This is a genomic window from Aeromonas sp. 600886, from assembly GCF_049174935.1.
In the GTDB taxonomy this organism is placed as follows: Bacteria; Pseudomonadota; Gammaproteobacteria; order Enterobacterales; family Aeromonadaceae; genus Aeromonas; species Aeromonas veronii_A.
In genome coordinates this window covers 40682-61766 of the sequence record NZ_JAAKUB010000019.1, presented here as the reverse complement: position 1 = coordinate 61766, position 21085 = coordinate 40682, and the positions used below count along the sequence as shown (strand labels likewise).

General features: G+C 62.2%; 17 protein-coding genes. All 17 read right to left on the bottom strand.

The annotated features are described in order from the left end of the window. Nucleotides 1-7 precede the first annotated feature (7 nt). Nucleotides 8-1855, bottom strand: coding sequence for an NADH-quinone oxidoreductase subunit L (gene nuoL / locus G5179_RS14835; protein ID WP_421258630.1), 1848 nt, complete (start codon nucleotides 1853-1855; stop codon nucleotides 8-10). After that, on the bottom strand, nucleotides 1852-2160 hold the full coding sequence (gene nuoK, locus G5179_RS14830) for an NADH-quinone oxidoreductase subunit NuoK (RefSeq protein WP_005337247.1): 309 nt from the start codon (nucleotides 2158-2160) through the stop codon (nucleotides 1852-1854). The genes nuoL and nuoK overlap by 4 nt, the downstream gene beginning before the upstream one ends. Then, the gene (nuoJ, locus tag G5179_RS14825) at nucleotides 2157-2708 is read right to left on the bottom strand and encodes an NADH-quinone oxidoreductase subunit J (RefSeq protein WP_421258629.1); all 552 of its coding nucleotides are present in this window, start codon (nucleotides 2706-2708) and stop codon (nucleotides 2157-2159) included. Before nuoJ ends, nuoK begins: the two co-directional genes overlap by 4 nt. 10 nt (nucleotides 2709-2718) lie before the next feature. Continuing rightward, nucleotides 2719-3261 (bottom strand): NADH-quinone oxidoreductase subunit NuoI, encoded by a 543-nt coding sequence (gene nuoI / locus G5179_RS14820; protein ID WP_005337245.1) that lies wholly within the window; start codon nucleotides 3259-3261, stop codon nucleotides 2719-2721. A 10-nt stretch (nucleotides 3262-3271) separates the two neighbouring features. Next, nucleotides 3272-4240 (bottom strand): NADH-quinone oxidoreductase subunit NuoH, encoded by a 969-nt coding sequence (gene nuoH, locus G5179_RS14815; protein ID WP_005337244.1) that lies wholly within the window; start codon nucleotides 4238-4240, stop codon nucleotides 3272-3274. Continuing rightward, nucleotides 4237-6993, bottom strand: coding sequence for an NADH-quinone oxidoreductase subunit NuoG (gene nuoG / locus G5179_RS14810; RefSeq protein ID WP_421258628.1), 2757 nt, complete (start codon nucleotides 6991-6993; stop codon nucleotides 4237-4239). The genes nuoH and nuoG overlap by 4 nt, the downstream gene beginning before the upstream one ends. Nucleotides 6994-7034: 41 nt before the next feature. Continuing rightward, a complete protein-coding gene (gene nuoF, locus G5179_RS14805; RefSeq protein WP_421258627.1) occupies nucleotides 7035-8420 on the bottom strand; it encodes an NADH-quinone oxidoreductase subunit NuoF in 1386 nt (461 codons plus the stop codon). Continuing rightward, on the bottom strand, nucleotides 8417-8959 hold the full coding sequence (gene nuoE / locus G5179_RS14800; RefSeq protein WP_270817113.1) for an NADH-quinone oxidoreductase subunit NuoE: 543 nt from the start codon (nucleotides 8957-8959) through the stop codon (nucleotides 8417-8419). The genes nuoF and nuoE overlap by 4 nt, the downstream gene beginning before the upstream one ends. 80 nt (nucleotides 8960-9039) lie before the next feature. Then, a complete protein-coding gene (gene nuoC / locus G5179_RS14795; protein ID WP_421258626.1) occupies nucleotides 9040-10845 on the bottom strand; it encodes an NADH-quinone oxidoreductase subunit C/D in 1806 nt (601 codons plus the stop codon). A gap of 2 nt (nucleotides 10846-10847) precedes the next feature. Beyond that, nucleotides 10848-11522: a NuoB/complex I 20 kDa subunit family protein gene (locus G5179_RS14790; RefSeq protein ID WP_005344917.1), complete on the bottom strand. Its 675-nt coding sequence runs from the start codon at nucleotides 11520-11522 to the stop codon at nucleotides 10848-10850. Nucleotides 11523-11551: 29 nt separating this feature from the next. Then, on the bottom strand, nucleotides 11552-11956 hold the full coding sequence (locus G5179_RS14785; protein WP_005344919.1) for an NADH-quinone oxidoreductase subunit A: 405 nt from the start codon (nucleotides 11954-11956) through the stop codon (nucleotides 11552-11554). A 100-nt stretch (nucleotides 11957-12056) separates the two neighbouring features. Then, nucleotides 12057-12293 carry a hypothetical protein gene (locus G5179_RS14780; RefSeq protein WP_421258625.1) on the bottom strand — a complete coding sequence of 79 codons (237 nt, stop codon included), beginning with the start codon at nucleotides 12291-12293 and terminating at the stop codon, nucleotides 12057-12059. A 41-nt stretch (nucleotides 12294-12334) separates the two neighbouring features. Continuing rightward, entirely contained in the window at nucleotides 12335-12904 is a 570-nt protein-coding gene (locus G5179_RS14775) for a DUF1566 domain-containing protein (RefSeq protein WP_236365284.1), read from the bottom strand. Nucleotides 12905-12917: 13 nt separating this feature from the next. Next, complete coding sequence (locus G5179_RS14770; protein ID WP_421258624.1) at nucleotides 12918-14357, bottom strand: DUF1566 domain-containing protein; 1440 nt, start codon at nucleotides 14355-14357, stop codon at nucleotides 12918-12920. A gap of 59 nt (nucleotides 14358-14416) precedes the next feature. After that, nucleotides 14417-16864 (bottom strand): proprotein convertase P-domain-containing protein, encoded by a 2448-nt coding sequence (locus tag G5179_RS14765; protein ID WP_421258623.1) that lies wholly within the window; start codon nucleotides 16862-16864, stop codon nucleotides 14417-14419. Then, nucleotides 16861-18867, bottom strand: a complete 2007-nt coding sequence (locus tag G5179_RS14760) for a prolyl oligopeptidase family serine peptidase (protein ID WP_421258622.1) — start codon at nucleotides 18865-18867, stop codon at nucleotides 16861-16863. The genes G5179_RS14765 and G5179_RS14760 overlap by 4 nt, the downstream gene beginning before the upstream one ends. Continuing rightward, nucleotides 18867-21005, bottom strand: a complete 2139-nt coding sequence (locus G5179_RS14755; protein ID WP_421258621.1) for a TonB-dependent hemoglobin/transferrin/lactoferrin family receptor — start codon at nucleotides 21003-21005, stop codon at nucleotides 18867-18869. The genes G5179_RS14760 and G5179_RS14755 overlap by 1 nt, the downstream gene beginning before the upstream one ends. Nucleotides 21006-21085: the final 80 nt, after the last annotated feature.

The window sequence follows — 21085 nt, the reverse complement described above, 5'->3', positions numbered from 1 at the left end:
CATCGCGTTATCCCAGCAGCAACAGCGCCAGCACCAGCACGGCGCCGATCCCCATGGAGGCGGCATACCAGCGCAACTTGCCGGTCACGGTCCAGGCCAGCAGCTGGTTGCCACGCAGGGCAAGCCAGGCGGGCAGGCCCATCATCCAGTCCAGCGGGTCGCGGGCCAGCAGCCTAGTGGCCAGCAGATAGGGCTTGACCCACAGCTGGTCATAGAGCCAGTCAAAGCCCCAGGCGTTGAACCAGAGGGTGCTGAGCAGGCGGCCCGGCGCGCTGTTGGCAATGGAGGTGGCCAGACGGCGCTCACCAAGGAACAGAAATGCGGCCAGCGCGATGCCGGCAATGGCAATGATGCCAGAGGCTACCTCCAGTGCATGGCGACCCTCTTCGATATGGTCCCCCGGGCCTGCGGGTAGTACACCTGCCAGTGGCGGGGTGATCAGCGCGCCTATGCCGGTGGAGAGCACCAGCAATACCAGCAGCGGCAGATGGTGAGCCAGACCGTGGCCCGCATGGGCTTTGGTCTGCTCTTTGCCATGGAAGGCGATAAAGATCAGCCGGAAGGTGTAGAGCGAGGTGAGGAATGCCCCTACCAGACCAGCCCACAGCAGCGCGCTTTGGCCAGAGGCTTCTACTTGCCACAGGATAGCGTCCTTACTGTAGAAACCGGAAGTGACCAGCGGCAACGCCGCCAGCGCCGAGCCCCCCACCAGGAAGCAGGCGTAGACCAGCGGCAAACTCTTGCGCAGGCCACCCATCTTGAAGATGTTCTGCTCATGGTGGCAGGCAACGATCACGGCACCGGCGGAGAGGAACAGCAGCGCCTTGAAGAAGGCGTGGGTCATCAGGTGGAAGATGGCCCCTTCCCATGCGCCGACACCCAGTGCCAGAAACATGTAGCCAATCTGGCTCATGGTGGAGTAGGCGAGGATCCGCTTGATATCGGTCTGAACCAGCGCGGCAAAGCCTGCCAGCACCAGGGTGATGGCGCCAACCAGCCCGACCAGATGGAGGATCTCTGGCGCCAGCAGGAACAGGCCGTGGGTACGGGCAATCAGGTAGACACCGGCGGTCACCATGGTGGCGGCGTGGATCAGTGCGGAGACCGGGGTCGGGCCTGCCATCGCATCCGCCAGCCAGGTTTGCAGCGGCAGCTGTGCCGATTTGCCGACCGCGCCGCCCAAGAGCATCAGGCAGGCCAGCGACAGGGCAGGGGAGCCCTCGGCAAACAGGGTCGGTGCGCGCACCAGCAGCTCGTGGATATTGAGGGTGCCCAGTTCCCGATAGAGGATAAACAGGCCGATGGCGAGGAAGACATCCCCCACCCGGGTCACGATGAAGGCCTTGAGGGCCGCCGCGCCGTTCTTGCGATCCTTGTAGTAGAAGCCGATCAGCAGGTAGCTGCACAGCCCTACCCCTTCCCAGCCGAGGTAGACAAACAGCAGGTCATCGGCCAGCACCAGAAACAGCATGCTGGCGATAAAGAGGTTGGTGTAGGTGAAGAAGCGGGAGTAACCCTCTTCTCCGCGCATATACCAGGAGGCAAACAGGTGAATGAAGAAACCCACCCCAGTCACCACCCCCAGCATGGTCAGAGACAGGCCATCCAGTGCCAGCGAGAAGCTCGGGGTAAAGTTGCCCACCGCCATCCATTGCCACAGGCGCTGGACATAGACGCCCCCCTCGGGCGGGTTGCCCAGAAAGTCGATGCCCACCCACAGGGTAGTGAGGGCCGACAGGCCAATGGAGCCCACCCCGATCAGCGCCGAAGTACGCTCACCAAACCGGCCGAGGGAGAAGGCCAGCACCAGCCATCCCAGCAGCGGAAATAGAAAAGTCAGATATAAGAGGCTCATCCGCGCATCTCGCTCACAGTGTCCACGTTCAGGGTGTGGTAACGACGATAGAGCAGCAGTAACAGGGCAAGGCCGATACTGGCCTCCGCTGCCGCCAGAGAAATCACCAGGATATACATGATCTGGCCATCGGCTTGGGCCCAGCGGCTACCCGCCACCACAAACGCCAGTGCCGAGGCATTCATCATGATCTCGATACTCATCAGGATGTAGAGCAGGTTGCGGCGGATCAGCAGACCGCACAAGCCGATGCAGAAGAGCACCGCGGCCAGCAGGAGGCCGTGCTCCATAGGGATTCCATTCATTGCTGACCTCCTTCTTGTGCAGAGCGGGATGCTGTGCGGGGGGCGGAGAGCACTTCACCGCTCTTCTCTTCCCGACCCAGGTGATAGGCGGTTACCAGACCCGCCAGCAGCAGGATGGAGGCAAGCTCCACCGCCAGCACATAGGGGCCAAAGAGCTCGACACCCACCTGCTTGGCGGTCACCTCGGTCACCCCGATCAGGCCCCCGGTCACTCCGAGAATGCCGTGGGCCAGAAAGCCCAGCAGGATCAGCGAGAGCAGGGCTGGGCCCCCCCAGGTCATGGGGGTGAGCCACTTTTTCTCCTGTGCCTGGGCACTCCCCAGGTTCAGCATCATCACCACGAACACGAACAGCACCATGATGGCGCCGGCGTAGACGATCACCTGCAGGGCCCCCGCAAAGGCGGCACCCAGACAGAAGAAGATCATGGCCACGGCGATGAGGGAGATGATGAGATTGAGCAGCGCATGCATGGGATTGCTGGTGCTGATCACCCGCAGCGTGCTGTAAATGGCCACCAGGGCCGAGGCATAAAATGCCAGTTCCATGATTGACTCCTCAGGGCAGCAGGCTCTTGACATCGATGGGCTTGGCTTCGTTTTCGGCATCCCCTTTCGGCTTGCCGTCGATGGCCATCCCGCTCATGCGATAGAAGTTGTAGTCCGGGTATTTGCCGGGCCCGCTGATCAGCAGATCCTCCTTCTCGTACACCAGATCCTGGCGGCGATACTCACCCATCTCGAAATCCGGTGTCAGCTGGATGGCGGTGGTGGGGCAAGCCTCTTCACACAGGCCGCAGAAGATGCAGCGAGAGAAGTTGATGCGAAAGAACTCCGGATACCAGCGACCATCTTCCCGCTCGGATTTTTGCAGCGAGATGCAGCCGACCGGGCAGGCAACTGCGCAGAGGTTGCAGGCCACGCAGCGCTCGTCCCCGTCGGGGTCGCGGGTCAGCACGATGCGACCGCGGTAGCGGGGGGCCGCATAGACTGCCTGCTCCGGATAGTTGAGGGTTTCACGGGGCCGCCAGGCATGGGAGAAGACCATGGCCAGACTGCGTAACTGGGTGCCGACACCCTGAATAATGCTAACAATTTTCATATTGAGTGCCTCACTGCGTACTTATCAGTACAACTGCCGCGGTGACCAGCATATTGATCAGGGTCAGCGGCAAGCAGACTTTCCAGCCAAACGACATCACCTGGTCAAAGCGCGGGCGAGGCAGGGAGGCCCGCAGCAGGATGAAGAACACCATGAAACAGGCGGTCTTCAGGGCAAACCAGATGAAGGGGGGCAGCCAGGGGCCGTGCCAGCCACCGAAGAAGAGGGTCACGATGAGCGAGGAGATCAGCACGATGCCGATATATTCTCCCACGAAGAAGAGACCCCACTTCATCCCCGCATACTCGATGTGATAGCCGTCGGCGAGCTCCTGCTCGGCTTCTGGCTGATCGAACGGGTGACGGTGGGTGACGGCGACACCGGCAAACAGGAAGGTGACAAAGCCCAGGATCTGGGGCACCACGTTCCACAAGTCTGCCTGTGCCTCGACGATATCCCGCAGGTTGAAACTGCCGGTCTGGATCACAATCCCCATCAGGGATAGCCCGAGAAACACCTCGTAGGAGAGGGTCTGAGCCGAGGCGCGCAAGCTGCCAAGCAATGAGTATTTATTGTTGCTCGACCAGCCGGCGAACAGCACCGCATAGACAGCCAGCCCTGCGATGGCCAGGATGTAGAGCAGCCCCACATTGAGATCCGCCACGCCCCAGGTGGGGGTGATGGGCACCACCGCAAACGCCAGAATAAAGGCGGTGAATGCGATGATGGGGGCCAGGATAAAGATCCGCCGATCAGCGAACGGCGGGATCCAGTCCTCCTTGAAGAACATCTTGATCATGTCGGCGGCCAGCTGGAGCAGACCAAACGGCCCCACCCGGTTGGGGCCGTAGCGATCCTGCCACAGGGCCAGCAGACGGCGCTCGATAAAGCTCATAAAGGCGCCAGCCCCCACGATCCCCACCAGCACGATCAGTGCCTTGCCCACCTCCAGCAACAGATCGATCAGCGACTCGCTCATGCGATCACCTCCTGCAGGTTAGTGATTGAGGCTTGTTGCAGGGCCGTCGGCAGGCCGTTCACCCCAAGGGGGAGCCCCGCCAGACCGGCGCTCAGCTGCTCGCTAAGCCGCAGACGCAGTTGCCAGTGGCTACCGCCCCAGGAGAAGGAGACCTGACTGCCTCCGTGGAGGGCCAGACGCTGCGCATCAAGGGGATTGAGTACCAGCTCGGGTTCGTTCATCCGGGCCTGAATGACCGGGCTGCGAGCGGAGAGCTCCTCGCCGCCAAACAGCTGGGCATAATTGACCACTTGCAGCGCCTCTGCGGCCTTGAAGGGGGCGGGGATGGTGGTGAACCAGCCGAGCAGCTCCTTGCCTTCTGCCTGCGGGTCTGTTGCTTCCAGCAGACGGCGACCCGGATCGCCAGCACGCAGTTTGCCACCCACTTCATCCTGGAACTTGTTCCAGGCGGAGGGAGAGTTCCAGCCCGGTGCCCAGGCGAACGGTACTTGCGGCAGCGGCTGACGGGCACCGGCATACCCCTCCATGGAGAAGTTGAAGGGGGAGTCGGGATCTTGCGCCACCCGCGGCTCGCTGACGTTCTGATCCGCCAGCATGGAGGTGCGGCCGCTGTAGCGGTGCGGCTCACGGGCCAGCCGCATGCCACGGATCCGCAAGCCTGCGTTGGGCGCCGCTTCCAGCATGGTAGCCAGCAGCGGATTGCTGGTGGCGCAGTCATGGTTGACCTGGTCGAAGTTCTGCCAGCGCAGCGGCTTGCGTTCGATCGCTCCTTGCAACGCCGCCAGCCAGCGCCACCCTTCACGCACCTGAATATCGGCGTTGTAGAAGGCGGGCGCATAGACCTGGAAGAAGCGCTGGGCGCGCCCTTCCATGTTCACTAGCGTGCCATCGGCTTCGGCAAAACTGGCCGCTGGCAGCACCAGGTCTGCCTTGTTGGCGGTCGGGGTCGCCTGATGGTCGATGACCAGCAGGTGCTGCAGCCGTGCCAGCGCCGCATCCACCCGGTTGCGCGGCGCGCGGCGGTAGAGATCGTTCTCCAGGGTGACCAGCGCCAACCCCTCTTCTGACTCGATACGTGCAAGGGCGGCTTCGAGCGGCTTGTCTGACAAGGTTTGGGCGCCCAGCATGGCCAGACCCAGTGAGTTGGCCTCCTGGCCAACCAGCGCGATGCTGGCATTCTGTCCACGGCCTTTCAGGGCGCGGGCAATGTTGCTGGCCGCCTCAAGCAGCGCCACATCGCGGGAGGTGGAGCCTGCAATGATGAGCGGCTTCTTGGCGTTGCCGAGCAGCTCGGCCCAGCGAGCCGCTAGTGCCTGCTGTTCGGGGCAGAGGTCGCTCACGGCCGGTGCACTCGGGTCAAGCAGATTGGCGATGGCAAAGCCAAGGCGCGCCTGATCAGCATAGGGGGCGTGCAGCTTGTCGGTCGCCACATCGTCCAGACGGGTGGTGTCGAGGCTGGTGATGAGCAGCGGGTAGCGCTCGTTTTGACCCAGGGTCTGAACGGCGGCGACTTGCCACAGATCGACCTTCATCTTGCGGGCCAGATCGCGGGCCTTGCCCTTGACGGCTTGGCGCAGCGCCAACGCGATACGAGCGGCGCTCATGGTGACATCTTCACCCAGTACCAGCACTGCGTCAGCCTCTTCCATGTCCCGCAGGCTCGGGGTCGGCACGCCGCCCTGTTGCAGGATCTGCAGCATCTTCAGCTGACAGGCCCATTCGGCCTGCTCGACGCCTGCGTAGAAGTTGGCTTCACCCACCAGCGCGCGCAGGGCAAAGTTGCTCTCCAGCGAGGCGCGGGGCGAGCCGATGCCGATGAGGCCGCGGGCACTGCGCAGGGCATCTGCGGCGCGGTTGAGGGCGCCATCGACTGTGATGGTCAGCTGGTTGTTGCCATCTTTGAGCAGCGGTTGGCGCGGGCGGTCGGCCAGATTGACGTAGCCATAGCCAAAGCGGCCACGGTCACAGAGGAAGTAGTGGTTGACGCTGCCGTGGAAGCGGTTTTCGATGCGGCGCAGCTCGCCATAACGCTCACCCGGGCTGATGTTGCAGCCCACGGAACATTGCTGGCAGATGCTGGGGGCAAACTGCATGTCCCACTTGCGGTTGTAGCGCTCGGAGTGGGTCTTGTCGGTGAAGACGCCGGTGGGGCAGACCTCCACCAGGTTGCCTGAAAATTCGCTCTCCAGGGTGCCATCCTCGACCCGCCCGAAATAGACGTTGTCGTGGGCACCGTAGACCCCGAGATCCTCGCCACCGGCATAATCCTTGTAGTAACGGACGCAGCGGTAGCAGGCGATGCAGCGGTTCATCTCGTGACCGATGAAGGGGCCCAGCTCCTGATTCTGGTGGGTGCGTTTGGTGAAACGGTAGCGACGGCTGTTGTGGCCGGTCATCACCGTCATGTCCTGCAGGTGGCAGGCGCCGCCCTCTTCACACACCGGGCAGTCGTGGGGGTGGTTGGTCATCAGCCACTCCACCACGCTCTTGCGAAACTCTTTGGCCTCTTCATCCTCAATGGCGATGTAGCTGCCATCGGTGGCCGGGGTCATGCAGGACATGACCAGACGGCCGCGCTTGTCATCGGCATTCTGATACTGTTTGACCGCACACTGGCGGCAGGCGCCAACGCTACCCAGCGCCGGATGCCAGCAGAAATAGGGGACGTCCAGACCCAGCGACAGACAGGCTTGCAGCAGGTTATCTGCCCCGTCTACCTCGTACTCTTTGCCGTCTACATAAATGGTTGCCATACAACTTCCCTGAAACCTGTTTTGTGAAATCTGTGGTGTCGTTACCAGCGCTCGCCCAGCAGGTTGGGCTGGATCCCTTTGACCGGCTTGCGGTTGTCGCCGCTGCCTTTGATCCCGGCCTCGAATTCGGAGCGGAAATATTTGATGGCGCTGGCCAGCGGCTCGACGGCGCCCGGCGCGTGGGCGCAGAAGGTCTTGCCCGGGCCAAGGAAACTGCAGAGTTGCTCCAGGGTCGCCAGATCGCCTGATTGCCCTTCGCCACGCTCCAGTGCCCGCAGCAGTTTGACGCTCCAGGGCAGGCCGTCGCGGCAGGGCGTGCACCAGCCGCACGATTCGCGGGCGAAGAACTCCTCCATGTTGCGCAGCAGGGAGACCATGCTGATGGAGTCATCCACCGCCATGGCGAGGCCGGTCCCCATCCGGGTACCTACCTTGCCGATACCGGCGGTATACATCTGGGCATCGAGGTGCTCCGGCAGCAGGAAGCCGGTGCCCGCACCGCCCGGTTGCCACGCTTTCAGGCGATAGCCGCTCTTCATGCCGCCGGCGTAATTTTCAAACAGCTCGCGGGCGGTGATGCCAAACGGCAGCTCCCAGACGCCCGGGTTGTTCACCTTGCCAGAGAAGCCCATCAGCTTGGTGCCGTGATCTTCCGAGCCCGGCAGCGCCAGCCCGTGATACCAGGCGACTCCGTTGCCGATAATGGCAGGCACGTTGCAGAGGGTTTCGACGTTGTTGACGCAGGTGGGTTTGCCCCAGACGCCGGAAACGGCGGGGAAGGGGGGCTTGGCGCGCGGGTTGGCGCGGCGCCCTTCCAGCGAGTTGATAAGGGCCGTCTCTTCGCCACAGATGTAGCGGCCGGCGCCGGTGTGGACGAACAGCTCGAAGTCAAAACCGGACCCCAGAATGTTCTTGCCCAGCAGACCGGCGGCCTTGGCCTCTTCCACCGCACGGCGCAGGTGGATGGCAGCATCGACATACTCGCCGCGCAGGAAGATGTAGCCGCGATAGGCCTTGAGCGCCCGGGCACTGATAATCATCCCCTCGATCAGCAGATGGGGCAGTTGCTCCATTAGCAGGCGATCTTTCCAGGTGTTGGGCTCCATCTCGTCGGCGTTGCAGAGCAGGTAACGGATGTTCATGCTCTCGTCTTTGGGCATCAGCCCCCACTTCACGCCAGTGGGGAAGCCCGCACCGCCGCGCCCCTTGAGACCGGCATCCTTGACGGTACTGACAATCTCGTCCGGGCTCATCTGGCCGAGCGCCTTGCGGGCGGCTTCATACCCCTGTTTGGCCTGATACTCCTCCAGCCACACCGGCTGGCCGTCATCCCGCAGCCGCCAGGTGAGCGGGTGGGTCTCGGCGGCGCGTGCCGTGCGGTTGGCGGTGCCAAGAGAGGCGAGGATCTTGTTCTGCGGCAGGCTCATGGGTAAGCCTCCAGGGTTTTCAGCAAGGTCACCGGATCGAGGCCGCCATAGGTGTCGTCATCGATCATGATCGCTGGCCCCTTGTCGCAGTTGCCAAGACAGCAGACCGGCAGCAGGGTGAAGCGGCCATCCGGGGTGGTTTGACCGGGGCCGAGGTTCATCACCTCCTTGAGACCGGCCATCAGCTCTTCATGGCCATTGATGTAGCAGACCATGCTGTCGCAGACGCGGATGATGTGGCGCCCCACCGGCTGGCGGAAGATCTGGCTATAGAAGGTAGCAACCCCCTCCACATCGCTGGCGGGAATGCCGAGCTGGGCCGCGATGGCGTGAATGGCGCCGTCGGGGACCCAGCCTCTAGCCTGCTGCACGATCTTGAGCGCTTCGATGCTGGCGGCGCGGGGATCTTCGTAATGGTGTTTCTCGTGTTCGATGGCATCGCGTTCAGCCTGGCTCAGAACGAAGTCGTCCTGTTTGCTGCTGCATGCCCCTTGCCCCTGTGGGGTCTGATTATTGTGACACTGACATTGCTGGCTCATGACTTGACCTTTGGTGGCTTGTCCTTTTACTGCTCGTTCGGCGATCCCGATTCCCGGCCATGACCGGGAGGGCGGATCACTTAACGGTCCACATCCGACATAACAAAATCGATACTGCCCAGATAGACGATGAGGTCCGACACCATGCTGCCCTTGATCACCGAGGGGATCTGCTGCAGGTGAGCAAAGCTCGGGGTGCGGATCCGGGTCCGGTAGCTCATGGTGGAGCCGTCGCTGGTCAGGTAATAACTGTTGATCCCCTTGGTCGCCTCAATCATCTGGAACGACTCGGCTGCGGGCATCACCGGGCCCCACGACACTTGCAGGAAGTGGTTGATCAGGGTCTCGATGTGTTGCAGCGTGCGCTCTTTGGGCGGCGGCGTGGTGAGGGGGTGATCCGCCTTGAAGGGACCCTCCGGCATGTTTTTCATGCACTGCTCGATGATCGACATGCTCTGGCGGATCTCCTCGATCCGCACGGTGGCTCTGTCGTAGGCATCGCCATTGCTGCCGACCGGCACTTCAAAGTCGAACTGATCGTAACCGGAGTAGGGACGCCATTTGCGTACGTCGAAGTTGAGGCCGGTGGCGCGCAATCCGGCCCCCGTGGTACCCCAGGACAACGCCTGCTCGGTGGTGTAGGCCGATACCCCTATGGTGCGACCGCGCAGAATGCTGTTGCGCATCGCCGCTTTTTCGTAATCCATCAGACGCTTGGGCAGCCAGCTCAGCAGGTTGTCCTGTACCAGCCGTTGCCATCCCTTCGGCAAGTCGTGGGCCACACCGCCGATACGGAACCAGGCCGGGTGCATACGGGCTCCGGTGATCGCCTCGATGATGGTGTAGATCTTCTGCCGGTCGGTGAAGGTGAAGAAGACCGGGGTCATGGCCCCCACGTCCTGGATATAGGTACCGAGGAACAAGAGGTGGCTCTGGATGCGGAACAGCTCCGCCATCATCACCCGGATCATGTCGACCCGCTGTGGCACCTTGATGCCAGCCAGCTTCTCGACCGCCAGCACATAGGGGAGGTTGTTCATCACCCCGCCCAGATACTCGACCCGGTCGGTATAGGGGATATAGCTGTGCCAGGATTGGCGCTCGCCCATCTTCTCGGCACCACGATGGTGATAACCGATGTCGGGCACGCAGTTGCGGATCTCCTCGCCATCGAGCTGCAACACCAACCGGAAGGCGCCGTGGGCAGAGGGGTGGTTGGGGCCGAGGTTGAGGAACATGTAGTCCTCGTTCTCGTTGCCGCGGGCCAGGCCCCACTCTTCCGGTTTGAACAGCAGGTTCTCCTGCTCCATGTCCTGTTTGGCTGCATCGAGCATGAAGGGATCGAATTCGGTGGCGCGCGCCGGGTAATCCTTGCGCAGCGGGTGACCCTGCCAGCTCTTGGGCATCATGATGCGGGTCAGATGGGGGTGACCGTCGAAGGTGATGCCCATCAGATCCCACACTTCCCGCTCATACCAGTTGGCATTGGGGAAGTGGTTGGTGATGGTGGGCAGATGCAGGTCACTCTCGGCCAGCGCCACTTTCAACATCACATCGGCGTTACGGTCGATGGAGATGAGGTGATAGAAGACGGTGAAGTCGCTCTGGGGCAGACCGTCGCGATGGCTGCGCAGCCGCTCATCGGTGGCGCTGAGATCAAACAGCATCACAAACGGGGAGGGCACCTTGCGCAAGAAGCTCATCACATCCTGCAGCAGTTCGCGGGGAAGCCAGACCACCGGTACGCCGGTACGCGTGGTCTGCACGGTGAAGTGCTCGGCCCCGAAGTGGGCAAACAGTTCGCCAATGACTTTGGCATCCTTGTGGTCGCTGGGCTGCCACTGGGCCATGGCGTAATTGCTGGGAAAATCACGAGTCAGTTTCATGGTCAGATCTCATCCGGCGTGCGCAGGTTGGTCACATTGATCCGTTCGCCGCGCTTGCGCTCTTTTTCGGCCTGCATCTGGGGACGGTAGATCCCCTGATCGCCCACTACCCAGGAGAGGGGACGGCGCTCTTTGCCGATGGAGTCCTGCAGCAGCATCAGTGCTTGCAAAAAGGCTTCGGGACGGGGCGGGCAACCCGGAATGTAGACGTCGACCGGCAGGAACTTGTCTACCCCCTGCACCACTGAATAGATGTCATACATGCCGCCTGAGTTGGCACAGGCCCCCATGGAGATCACCCACTTGGGTTCGAGCAGCTGTTCATACAGGCGCTGGATGACTGGCGCCATCTTGATGAAGGGGGTCCCTGCAATCACCATGAAGTCGGCCTGACGGGGCGAAGCGCGGATAACTTCGGCGCCGAAGCGGGCCACATCGTGGGGGGAGGTGAAGGCGGTACACATCTCCACGTAGCAGCAGGAGATGCCGAAGTTGTAAGGCCAGAGGGAGTTTTTGCGGCCCCAGTTGACTGTGTCTTGCAGCACCTCCTCGAGACGGCCCATCATGATGCCGCGCGTCGCTTCTTGCGCCAGTGGGTCATCGACGGTCTGGCGCTGCTCCTGGGGGTAGCGCTCAACGGGGGCATCCGGGTCAATCCGGGTCAGGGTGTACTTCATGGTGCAACCTCAAGGAAAGGGTCTGTGGTTCAATCACTGTTTTTGTTGTTCAGCTGCGGTTTGCGCGGTGACCAGTCCAGTGCGCCGATGCGCCAGAGGTAGATCAGGCCGATAAGCAGCAGTCCGATGAAAATGGTGGCTTCAATAAAGCCGACCCAGCCGCTCTCCCGCACGGAGACAGACCAGGCAAACAGGTAGAGCGCCTCGACGTCGAAGATGACGAAGAACATGGCGACCAGATAGAACTTGGCGGAAAAACGCAGGCGGGCACTGCCGACCGAGTCGACACCAGATTCAAATGGCTTGTTCTTGGTGCGGCCGTAGGCACGACCTCCCAGCAGGGCGGCGAGGCCTATCATCACCAGACAGATGGTGATGGCACCGATGACATAAATGGCAAAAGCCCAATGTTGAGCAGAAATATCAGCAAACATAGAGGTTTTTCCTAACCAAATTAATCAAGTGACTTAACAATAATGTTACGCATTATGACACTTTCGCACTGATTTACATGTCATTTTTACGGGTTAATTATTAATCGGTTAACCGGTAATTAAATTTTGTTAAGAAGCGCACTTTTTTGTTGGTTATGGCGGGCGAGAAAGGCCTGGAAAGCGCAGAGAGCTGCTCCTCGTCATCACCTGAAAGGGGTAAATGCCGCGGGCGAAGCCGGATCAGGTCGGTATCGTGGGCAGGGGGCACAGGTGGGAGAAGAGCGTGATGGCGGGTGAGATAGGGGGTGGCAAGAGCAATAAAAAGAGAGGCTTTCAAGCCTCTCCTGTCATCGCGTTCCGGTTTCGAGCGTGGGGCGGTCAGGGTTTATTGGCGACCAGCAAGACCTGATCCGGGTAGGCGCCAATGGAGCGAAGACCGATATCTCCCGAGGTGATATCCAGATACGCCCGCTGACCATTGGCGGAGGTCACCGTGCTGCTCATCAGATAGACATAGCCCTCATTGACCTCTTTACCGCCCCCCGCCATGGCGCGCGGGAAAATGGCTTCATTGAGAGAGGGCTGGTAGCAGGCATGCTCGACCAGGGTTGCCAGCTCCTTGATGTCGGGCAGGCGCCACTGGCTGATACCGCCGAAGTGATAGAGTGCATGGCTGCTGTCACTGCGGATCCGCTCCGCCACTTGCAGCCCCTGCTGCCAGTAGTAAACGGTCGGTTCCCCCAGGCAACTGTTGCCACTCCATGTCTGCCCCAGTTTGCAGCGCATCCAGGTGAGGCCGGTGTGTTGATCCGTGACGGTGCCGTTGCCATGGTCAAGAAAACGGGCAGAGGGGGCGGTGCGATCCATGGTGTCATCACAAATGGCAGCACCGTGGGCCAGGGGGGCCAGCAGTGCCAGCATGGCGAACGAAAAGCGATAAAGGCTCATGATATTCCTCGGATTATTGGGGAGTGGCGACCAGTCGTACCTGCATCAGCTCGATATAGGTATCTTGCTGCACCAGCGCGGGATAGGTGGTGCCCGCATCTTCTCCCAAGAGCAGGACTGTGCGTTTGCTGATGGGACCACCGGAGAAGCGCTGAGCTGTGTTGCTGGTGGCGCTCCAGTAGTAGCCATGGTAGGTGTCATCTTCCGAGGGGGCGATATCCGGGAAGTAACGGGTATCCACGATGATGCGCTGACCCAGCGGGTCCTTGGCCAGGCTACCGTAGTGCATCAGTGACATCAGTTCACCCATGGTGGGCAGCCGCCACTGGCTGATGCCGCAGCGCTGCTCGCCATTGAGCCACTGCTGATACGCGCGGGTGGTCAGCATGGTGGTCAGCGCCTGTGCCCGGGCGAGGGCCGCCAGATCTCCTTCGGCGGTGAGCTGTTCGATCCTCTTATGAATATGCTGGTAGGCCGCTTGCTGCTCGCCTGCGGTCGCCTTGAACTGCTCATCCTCATAGGCAAAGGGTCTGCTTTTCCAGGCCGGACTCAAGGGATCGTCCGATTTGACCTCCCACACCAGACCGGTATTGAGATCCTTGACGCACTGCCAGCTCGGCGCGTTGTCAGGGAGCGCCTGACCGCGATCATCGAGTTTGCGATAGGCAAGCTGGGGACGAGTGCGATTCCAGCTGGCATCTTGTCCCGGATAGTCGTCGGGCTCCTGTTCCAGCAGCGGATCGTTGCCATCGCTGAAGGTGGTGACGCCGGTGACGGTCAGCAGGTTGCGTGGCTGCTGCTGCACCAGCAGGGTCAGTAGCTCGCTTTGGGTCTCTTCGGCAAACTGGCCGTTACGCTGCCACTCCTGAGCCAATTGCGCCAGCATCAGGCTGATGGCGCGATAGCTGGTGGTGAGCAACTGGGTCTCCTTGGCGGTGGCAAGGCGTGTGCGGGCCTGTTGCTGCAAGCTGATCGCCACCTGCTGTAGCGCCTGATCAAACTGGCCGAGACCTGCGAGGGCCGCGCGGTCGCTGCCCGGTTGCAGCGGCGCGAGATCGGCCAGCAGCTGCGTCAGTGCGCGATCGGCGGCCACCCCTTCGGCAATGCGGCTCTGCCATAGGGTGCTGAGAAGGGTCGGTTGCAGCCGTTGTGGGTCCCCTTTGGCGGCCGGATGTGCCAGCAGCAGACCTTCGCTCCTCGGAACGAACAGCAGGGGCGAGTTGACGATGTTGGCCGAACGGCTGACCAGGGCCACAGCTCCTTCGCCGGTGACGGCAGGGTCGGCAGGATCACATTGCCAGTTCTGATCCAGATCGGCGCACAGGGTACCGGCAGTCGGCAGGGCGACATCGACCCGGTAGTCCGGGATCGCCAGTGGTGCGTTATCTTCCCCGCCGCCACAGGCGCTGAGCAGGGCTGAGAGGGTTGCAATAACCAGTACGGATGGTTTCACTTCACATTCCTTGATTCGGTCACAGGTTCACGGGGGCGGTAACCCCCGTGGTACAGGATTCAACGGCGCGGGGTGCTCCGGCGCCAGAGGCGGGGCCAGAGGGCCAGCAACAGCAGCAGGGGGGAAGTCGTGCCGCCACCCCCTTCATCCTGCTCAAGGGGAATGATGCCGGTGTTGGGCAGGGCTTCATCCTTGTCGCAGCGGGCGCCGACTTGCTGGGCGACCCGCCAGTTGCGCAACTGACCGGTGTCACCGGCGCTGGTGTCGTTGATCTCCAGCAGCCAGCGGCCAGCGAGCGGTTCGCCGTGCAGCTTATCCAGCGATTCGAACGGTACCAGTTCACGGGGGAACTCCCCCTTGAGCCGGGTATGGCTGGCGTAACCCTTGTTCCACAGGCTGATCCGGGTACCGTAAGGGGAGGTGAGCCAGATCTCCAGCTGCTCCAGCTTGCTGTGCTCCAGATCGAGGGCAACCACGAATCCGCTGTCGATGCGGGCCTTGCTCTCGGGCAGGGTGAGAGTGAAGCGGGACAGGCCGTGCCGTTCATCGCTCACCGCATCCTTGATCTGGCCACCCTGGCCGATGGCCCGCTGCCAGAGCGGTTCACCGATCGGCAGTTGCAGGTCAAGGCGAGTCTGGCGCTCGGTGGGGCTGGGCAGGGTGAGCTGGAACTGCAGCGGCAAGGTGACTGCCTCGCCACAGGTCAGGTTGCTCGCCGCTTCCAGCGGCAGGGTCCAGCGGGCGGTGCCATCGGCGTTGAGCTCTCCCTGCCAGTGATCGTCACCCATGAGCCCCTTGCTCGGGAGCAGGCTGGCGTCAGCCACGGTCAGGGGGCGGCCGCTCTGGTTGGTCAATTCGATGGCGAGGCTCTTTTTCTCCCCGGGCAACAGGTAGCTATCATCGGCAAGGCGGGCCGCGATGGGCGTTGGCAGCAGGGCGTGGTGGCGGAAGGCCTGCTCCAGCAGCTTGCCATAGCTGCGGTCCGGATAGAGGCGGTTGGCGGTATCCACGGTGACGCGCGCCAGCTGGGGCATCCGCACCTGCGGGCCGAGGCCGAAGTGGGATTCAATCAGCAGGGTATCGAACTCGTCACGGGCTACCTCGCCATACTGTTCAACGGCCTGGCGCAGCGCGGTGAAGAGCGGAGTGCCCCACAGCTGGTCGCCGTTGCTACCGTTGATAGTGAGGTGAGCCGGATAGAGGAAGCCCGGATGATAGCGCGCCCGCAGATCATCGAGCTGACGGGGCGTCCGGCCGCTGATCCTGGCATCCCAGTTGAAGACCATGAAAGGCTCGAACTGGCGGGCTTCGGGACTGCGCTGGCGCCAGCTGGCGGCCAGATAGTCGCTAAAGCCCTCGCCGATGGCGCCCCAGTCCCCCTCTTCTCCCATGTCGGGCAGGATATGGTGCTGCACCGCATGGCCAAATTCGTGCCAGATCACCATGGGATCTTCCGCGTCGGGCACCCCTATCCGGCCAATTTCCAACCGGCGCAGGAAGGGGTCATAGAGGGAGTTGTCCTGCTCCCCGGCATCGGTATCGATGGCCAGGGGGCCGCCCATCAGCGTCGGGTAGCCAAGGGATTCCAAATGGCGCTGGGCCAGATCCAGATGGTAGTAGCCATTGATATCGAGGAAGGCGGGCTGCTGGTGATCCAGCTGGAAGCCATCGGCATCAGGGCTGCTAAAGGGGGCAGTTTCCGGCGCCGTGCCATCCACGACCCGGGCGCGTGGGCCACTCAGCTGGTAGGTGTCATCCACCTTTTGTACCGTGAGCGGGACGGTGCGATAGGCCCGGTTGTCCAGCACCAGATCGTGGCGCCACAGCAAATTGCCATCTTGCAGCTGAGTGCGTGGGTCGAGGGCAAAGATGCGGGCCTGCACCGTGGCCGCTTCCCCTGCCAGCGGGACTGCTTCAGCACGGGTGTTGGCCTCTTGCAGCGTGCGCCCCAGCAGGGCGCTGCCATCGCAGGTGACAAACAGTTGCCAGTGGCTGCTCTTGCTGTTGCCCGGCTGGCTTTCCACCGCCAGCAGACGCCAGGCCGCAGTCAGGGTGTCGCCATCCTGCCAGTACCAGGGCTGGGCTTCGTCACTGCCAGCGAATTGCCACACCGTACTATCCAGCGTGGCGGTATAGGCATCCACCCCGGCGCGGCTTGCTTCATCACATGGCGCCGCCTGTGCCTGCATCAGCCGGGTATTGTGATAAAGGCGCCACGGGCGACCCTGCTCATCGAGACTGACGGCGGCCATCAGGCCGGCGATCGGTGCGCCATTGAGCTGCTGGCGATAGTGAAGATAGTGGCCCAGCTTGCCTTGGCGCTGGTAGGCCGGGGCATCACTCAGGGTGACGCCGAGCTGCTGTTCGAGCCAGAGGCGGGTATCGGCCGGGGCGTCCTGTTCGACAAAACGCAGTTCGGCGGCCTGAGTGGAAAAGCCAGCCAGCCCCAGCAAGAGGGCGGGCAACAGGGGTTTCATAGTGGTACTCCCAATCAGCGGCAGGGTCATTGATTGATCCCCGCCAGATGCAACAAGAAGGCAAATTCACGAGCCCGATCGCCACCACCGGCGCGGTGGCCACCCTCCAGTTCGGTCAGCAGCAGGTAGGGGCCGGAGCCCGTGCTGTGCTCCCGCAGGCGGGCCAGCCACTTGACCGGCTCCCAGTAGGGCACCTGGCTGTCGTGCAGGGCGGTAGTGACCAGCAGGGGCGGGTAGGGGGCGCGGTGCAGGTTGTCGTAGGGGCTGATGCGGCGCATCGCCTGATACTCTGCGGGCTTGGCCGGGTTGCCCCACTCCTGATACTCCTGACGGGTCAAGGGGAGGGCAGGATCGCTCATGGTGCCGAGCATATCGACGAAGGGAACCTGCAACACGGCACCGCTAAAGAGTGTCGGTTGCTGGTTGAGGGCCGCAGCAACCAGCGTGCCCCCCGCGCTGCCCCCCATGGCAAACAGGGGCAGGGGAGCAGAGTCGGGCGACCAGTGGCGCAGGACGCTACCTGCGGCGATAAAGTCGCTGATGCCGTTCTGCTTGTGGATGCCCCGTCCGTCGCGGGTCCACTGCTCCCCCAGCATGCCGCCGCCGCGCACATGGGCGATGGCGTAGACAAAGCCCCGATCCAGCAGGCTTAACAGCTCTTTCTGGTAGTAGGGGCGCATCGGCGTGCCATAGGCGCCATAGCCGTAGAGCAGTACGGCGCGAGGGGCCAGATCCTTGCGCCACACCAGCGAGACAGGCACCCGGGTGCCATCGGCAGAGGTGATCCAGCGCCGCTCGCTCTGATAGGGCAATGCTTTATTACCTGCGGTGTGCTGGTCGTTGATCCACTGGCCGCTGTTTAAATCCAGCCAGCGCTGGCCGGGGGGCTGGCTCAAGCCCTGACTGCGCACCAGAATACGGTCGCTGGCCGGGTCATGTTCTCCTTGCAGCCAGCCGGTACCGGCGCCACTGGCCAGCGGCAGGCGCTGGCGTTCATGGCCGTTGCGATCGAGCAGGGCGAGCCAATCCTCCCCCTGCTGGCGAAACTGCACCACCAGATGGCGATCAAACAGTCGCCACTTCTCGAGATCGCCGAGATCCTCGTCTTTGGCGGGCCACAGGCGCTGCCACTCACCGAGCGGCGTGCTGGCTGAGTAGAGGGCAAACGCCCCCTCCCGGTTGCTCTTGATCACCCAGCCGGATTGACTGTCCAGATAGTATTCCACCCCGCGCTGGCGGGGTTTGACCTGCTGCGGCTTGTCCGAGTCGAGCAGGTACTGCTCCGAGCTATCGTGGTTGTTGCCCTGCAACACCAGATGCTGGCCATCCGTGGTGCGATAGAGGCTGAGTAGCCAGGCGGGATCCTGCTCCTCATAGAGAGTCTGCTCCTGGCCATCCTGCCAGCCGCGCAGCTGCCAGGGGCGCAGGGTATCGCGCTCGTTGGCGATGGTGTAGAGGGTGCGACCATCTTGTGACCAGGCGAGATCAGCGCTGCGCTGCGCCAAACTGGCCAGCGCCTTGCCGCTCTGGAGATCGAGCAGGGTGACCTGATAGTCGAGATCGCCGCGCCTGTCTTCGGCGATGGCCAGTGTGCGGTTATCCGGGCTCAGGGCCCAGCCGCCCGCTTCGTAATAGCCCTCACCCGCTCTGGCGGGAAGTCGTTGCTGCACCTTGCCCCCGTGGCGTTGCCAGAGTGAGCCATCCGGGCGCAGTTGCCATGCCTGATCGCCGCGGACAAGCCAGTTGTCTGGCACAGATTCCCCCGCCGGATGACGGGTAAACTCGGCGCGCAAGGTTGCTTCCAGCGGCTGCTGCGCGGCGAGCTGCTGCTCGCTCCAGCGATTTTGCTGCTTGAGCAGGGCGAGAATGGCCGGGTTGCTACGGCTCTCGTCCCGCAACCAGAAGTAGGGATCCTGGCGTACGGGATTGCCTGAAATCAGGTGCGATTGGGACGGGATCGGCGGTGGCAGGGCCTCTTGCGCCCACGCCAACGGGACGGCCAACAGGGCCGCCATGATTGCATGATGTTTCATCACATCCCCACGAAACGGTAACTGAGGCTGGCTGACAGGTAGCGGCCGCTCTGGCTGTAGAGGGAGGTGTCGCTGCCAGCCGGGAGTCCGGCCACATCCTGATAGCGGACGTAGCGGGTATCGAGCAGGTTGCCGATGGTGGCATTGACCTTGAGCGCCTCGGTGATCTGCCAGTCGCCGGTGAGATCCAGACTGAACCAGCCTGCGCTGCTCTGGCAGGCACCGTTGTAGCCAGTCTGCGCATTGGCGCACTGGGGCACCTTGGTCATGGCGGCGGCATAGTTGCCACTGAGCTCAACCCCCCAGTCGAGCTGTTGCCAGCGCAGGGTGGTGTTGCCTTCCAGCGGTGTCTGGGTTCGCAGCGGCTCACCGCGGTGATCCTTGCCATCCATCCAGGCCAGATTGGTCGAAAGCTCCCACTCGTCGCTCAGCCAGAGGCTGGCGGCCAGCTCGGCGCCCCAGGTTTCTGCTTTGGCAACGTTGTGATATTGGCGCAGGAAGACACCGTCATCGAGGCGAAAACCGGTCTGGCGCCAGTCGATGAAGTTGTAGTAGCGGTTGTAGAAAACGGCCGGTTTGACGCTCCAGTTGTCGCTTTGGCCATTCACTCCCCACTCCAGACTGTGGCTGGTCTCCTCCTTGAGGTTGGGGTTGGCAATGATCTCGAACGGCGGCATGGCAAAGTAGTGAGGAATGTTGCCGTAAACCTGATCGTAAGCGGGGGCGCGGAAGCCGTTGGCATAGCTGAGCCAACTGCGCCATGTTTCGTTGAAGCGGTAACTGGCCGCCACACTGGGGGAGATGTGGTCGCTGTGGTTCTCGGCCAGATTACTGTCCGGTGCGCGCAGGCGCTGGCGGTCAAAGCGCAGGGTCGGCGTAAACTGCCAGCTGCCCAGATCGATCACATCGCTCAGCCAGATGCCATCGCGGCGGGTCTCGGCCTTGCTGAAGGGGGCTTTCTGTCCCTGGGTGGTGATGCCATCTTCCAGTGTCAGATTGCTGACCGGCCGCTCGTGGTTGGCCTGCTCCAGCTCCACACCGTAGCTGAAGGTGTGATCCAGCGAGCCGGTGCTCAGCTTGCTCTGCAGCTCCAGCTCACTGCCAAGGCGCAGCTCCTCGAATGTGGAGAGGGTGCGCTGGCTGCGATATCTGGGATAGCCGCTCAGGGCATCGTTGCGCAGCAGCTGGCGCTGGTTGGCTTCGTTGCGTGACTGGTTGCCAAACAGGCTCCAGTTGAGGGTATCGACCATGCCCAGATCGTTGGCTTCCCAACTGAACTTGCCGCCCTGGGTGCGCTGATCGCCATCTTCCTGAAAACCGACCACGTCCCAGCTGCCATCGGGTTGGGGCACCGCTTTGGGCCCCATCTGGCGTTTGGCGTGATCCTCGTAGTAGTCCAGCTCCAGCCGCAGAGCGTGATGGGCATTGAGGGGGAGGCGGCTGCTGGTGGAGGCACTCATGCCATCCAGATCAGCCGGAATACGGCTCTCCTCAAAGTTGGCGGTTTCGTTGCCACGCCAGCCGGAGAGGCGCAACAGATGTTCGCTCTCCAACGCCCGCACCGCGCCGGTCATGTTGAGCTTCTTCTTGTTGCTGTCGCCACCGTAGAGGGTCTTGGCCGCCAGATAGCTATCTTGCTGTTGCAGATAATCTTCCGGCTGCTTGGTATTCATCACCACGGTGCCGCCGATGGCATCGGAGCCATGCAGGGAGGAGCCGGCCCCCTTGGCCACCTCAATCTGCTTGATGTCATCAAGGTCGAAGTTGAAGCGACCCACCTTGTCATTGATGTTGTCGGCGCCAAAGCCGTCGCTGACGCGCCCCCCATCCTTGATCAGCAGGATACGGTTGCCACCGATGCCGCGCACGCTGATGTTTTGCGGTCGCCCGGCAGAGCCGGTGACCGAGACACCGGGGATCTTGCGAAACACATGGGTCAGCTCGCTGGCGACCTGACGGTCCAGCTCTTCCTGGGTGATGACGGTGATGGAGCCGGAAACATCGGAGAGTTTCTGTTGTACCCGTTGCCCGGTGACAATGATGGTGTCGTCGTTGCGAGCCTTCTCCACAGGGGGAAGATCGGCCGCGCCAGCGGAGGCACACAGGAGTGCCGGCCATGCCTGAAGCAGTTTGTTCATAATGATAATTGTTTTTATTTAAGCCTGAGGGGCGGCATTATTGCAGAGGCCTGACTACTTGACAATAAATAGCAATCATT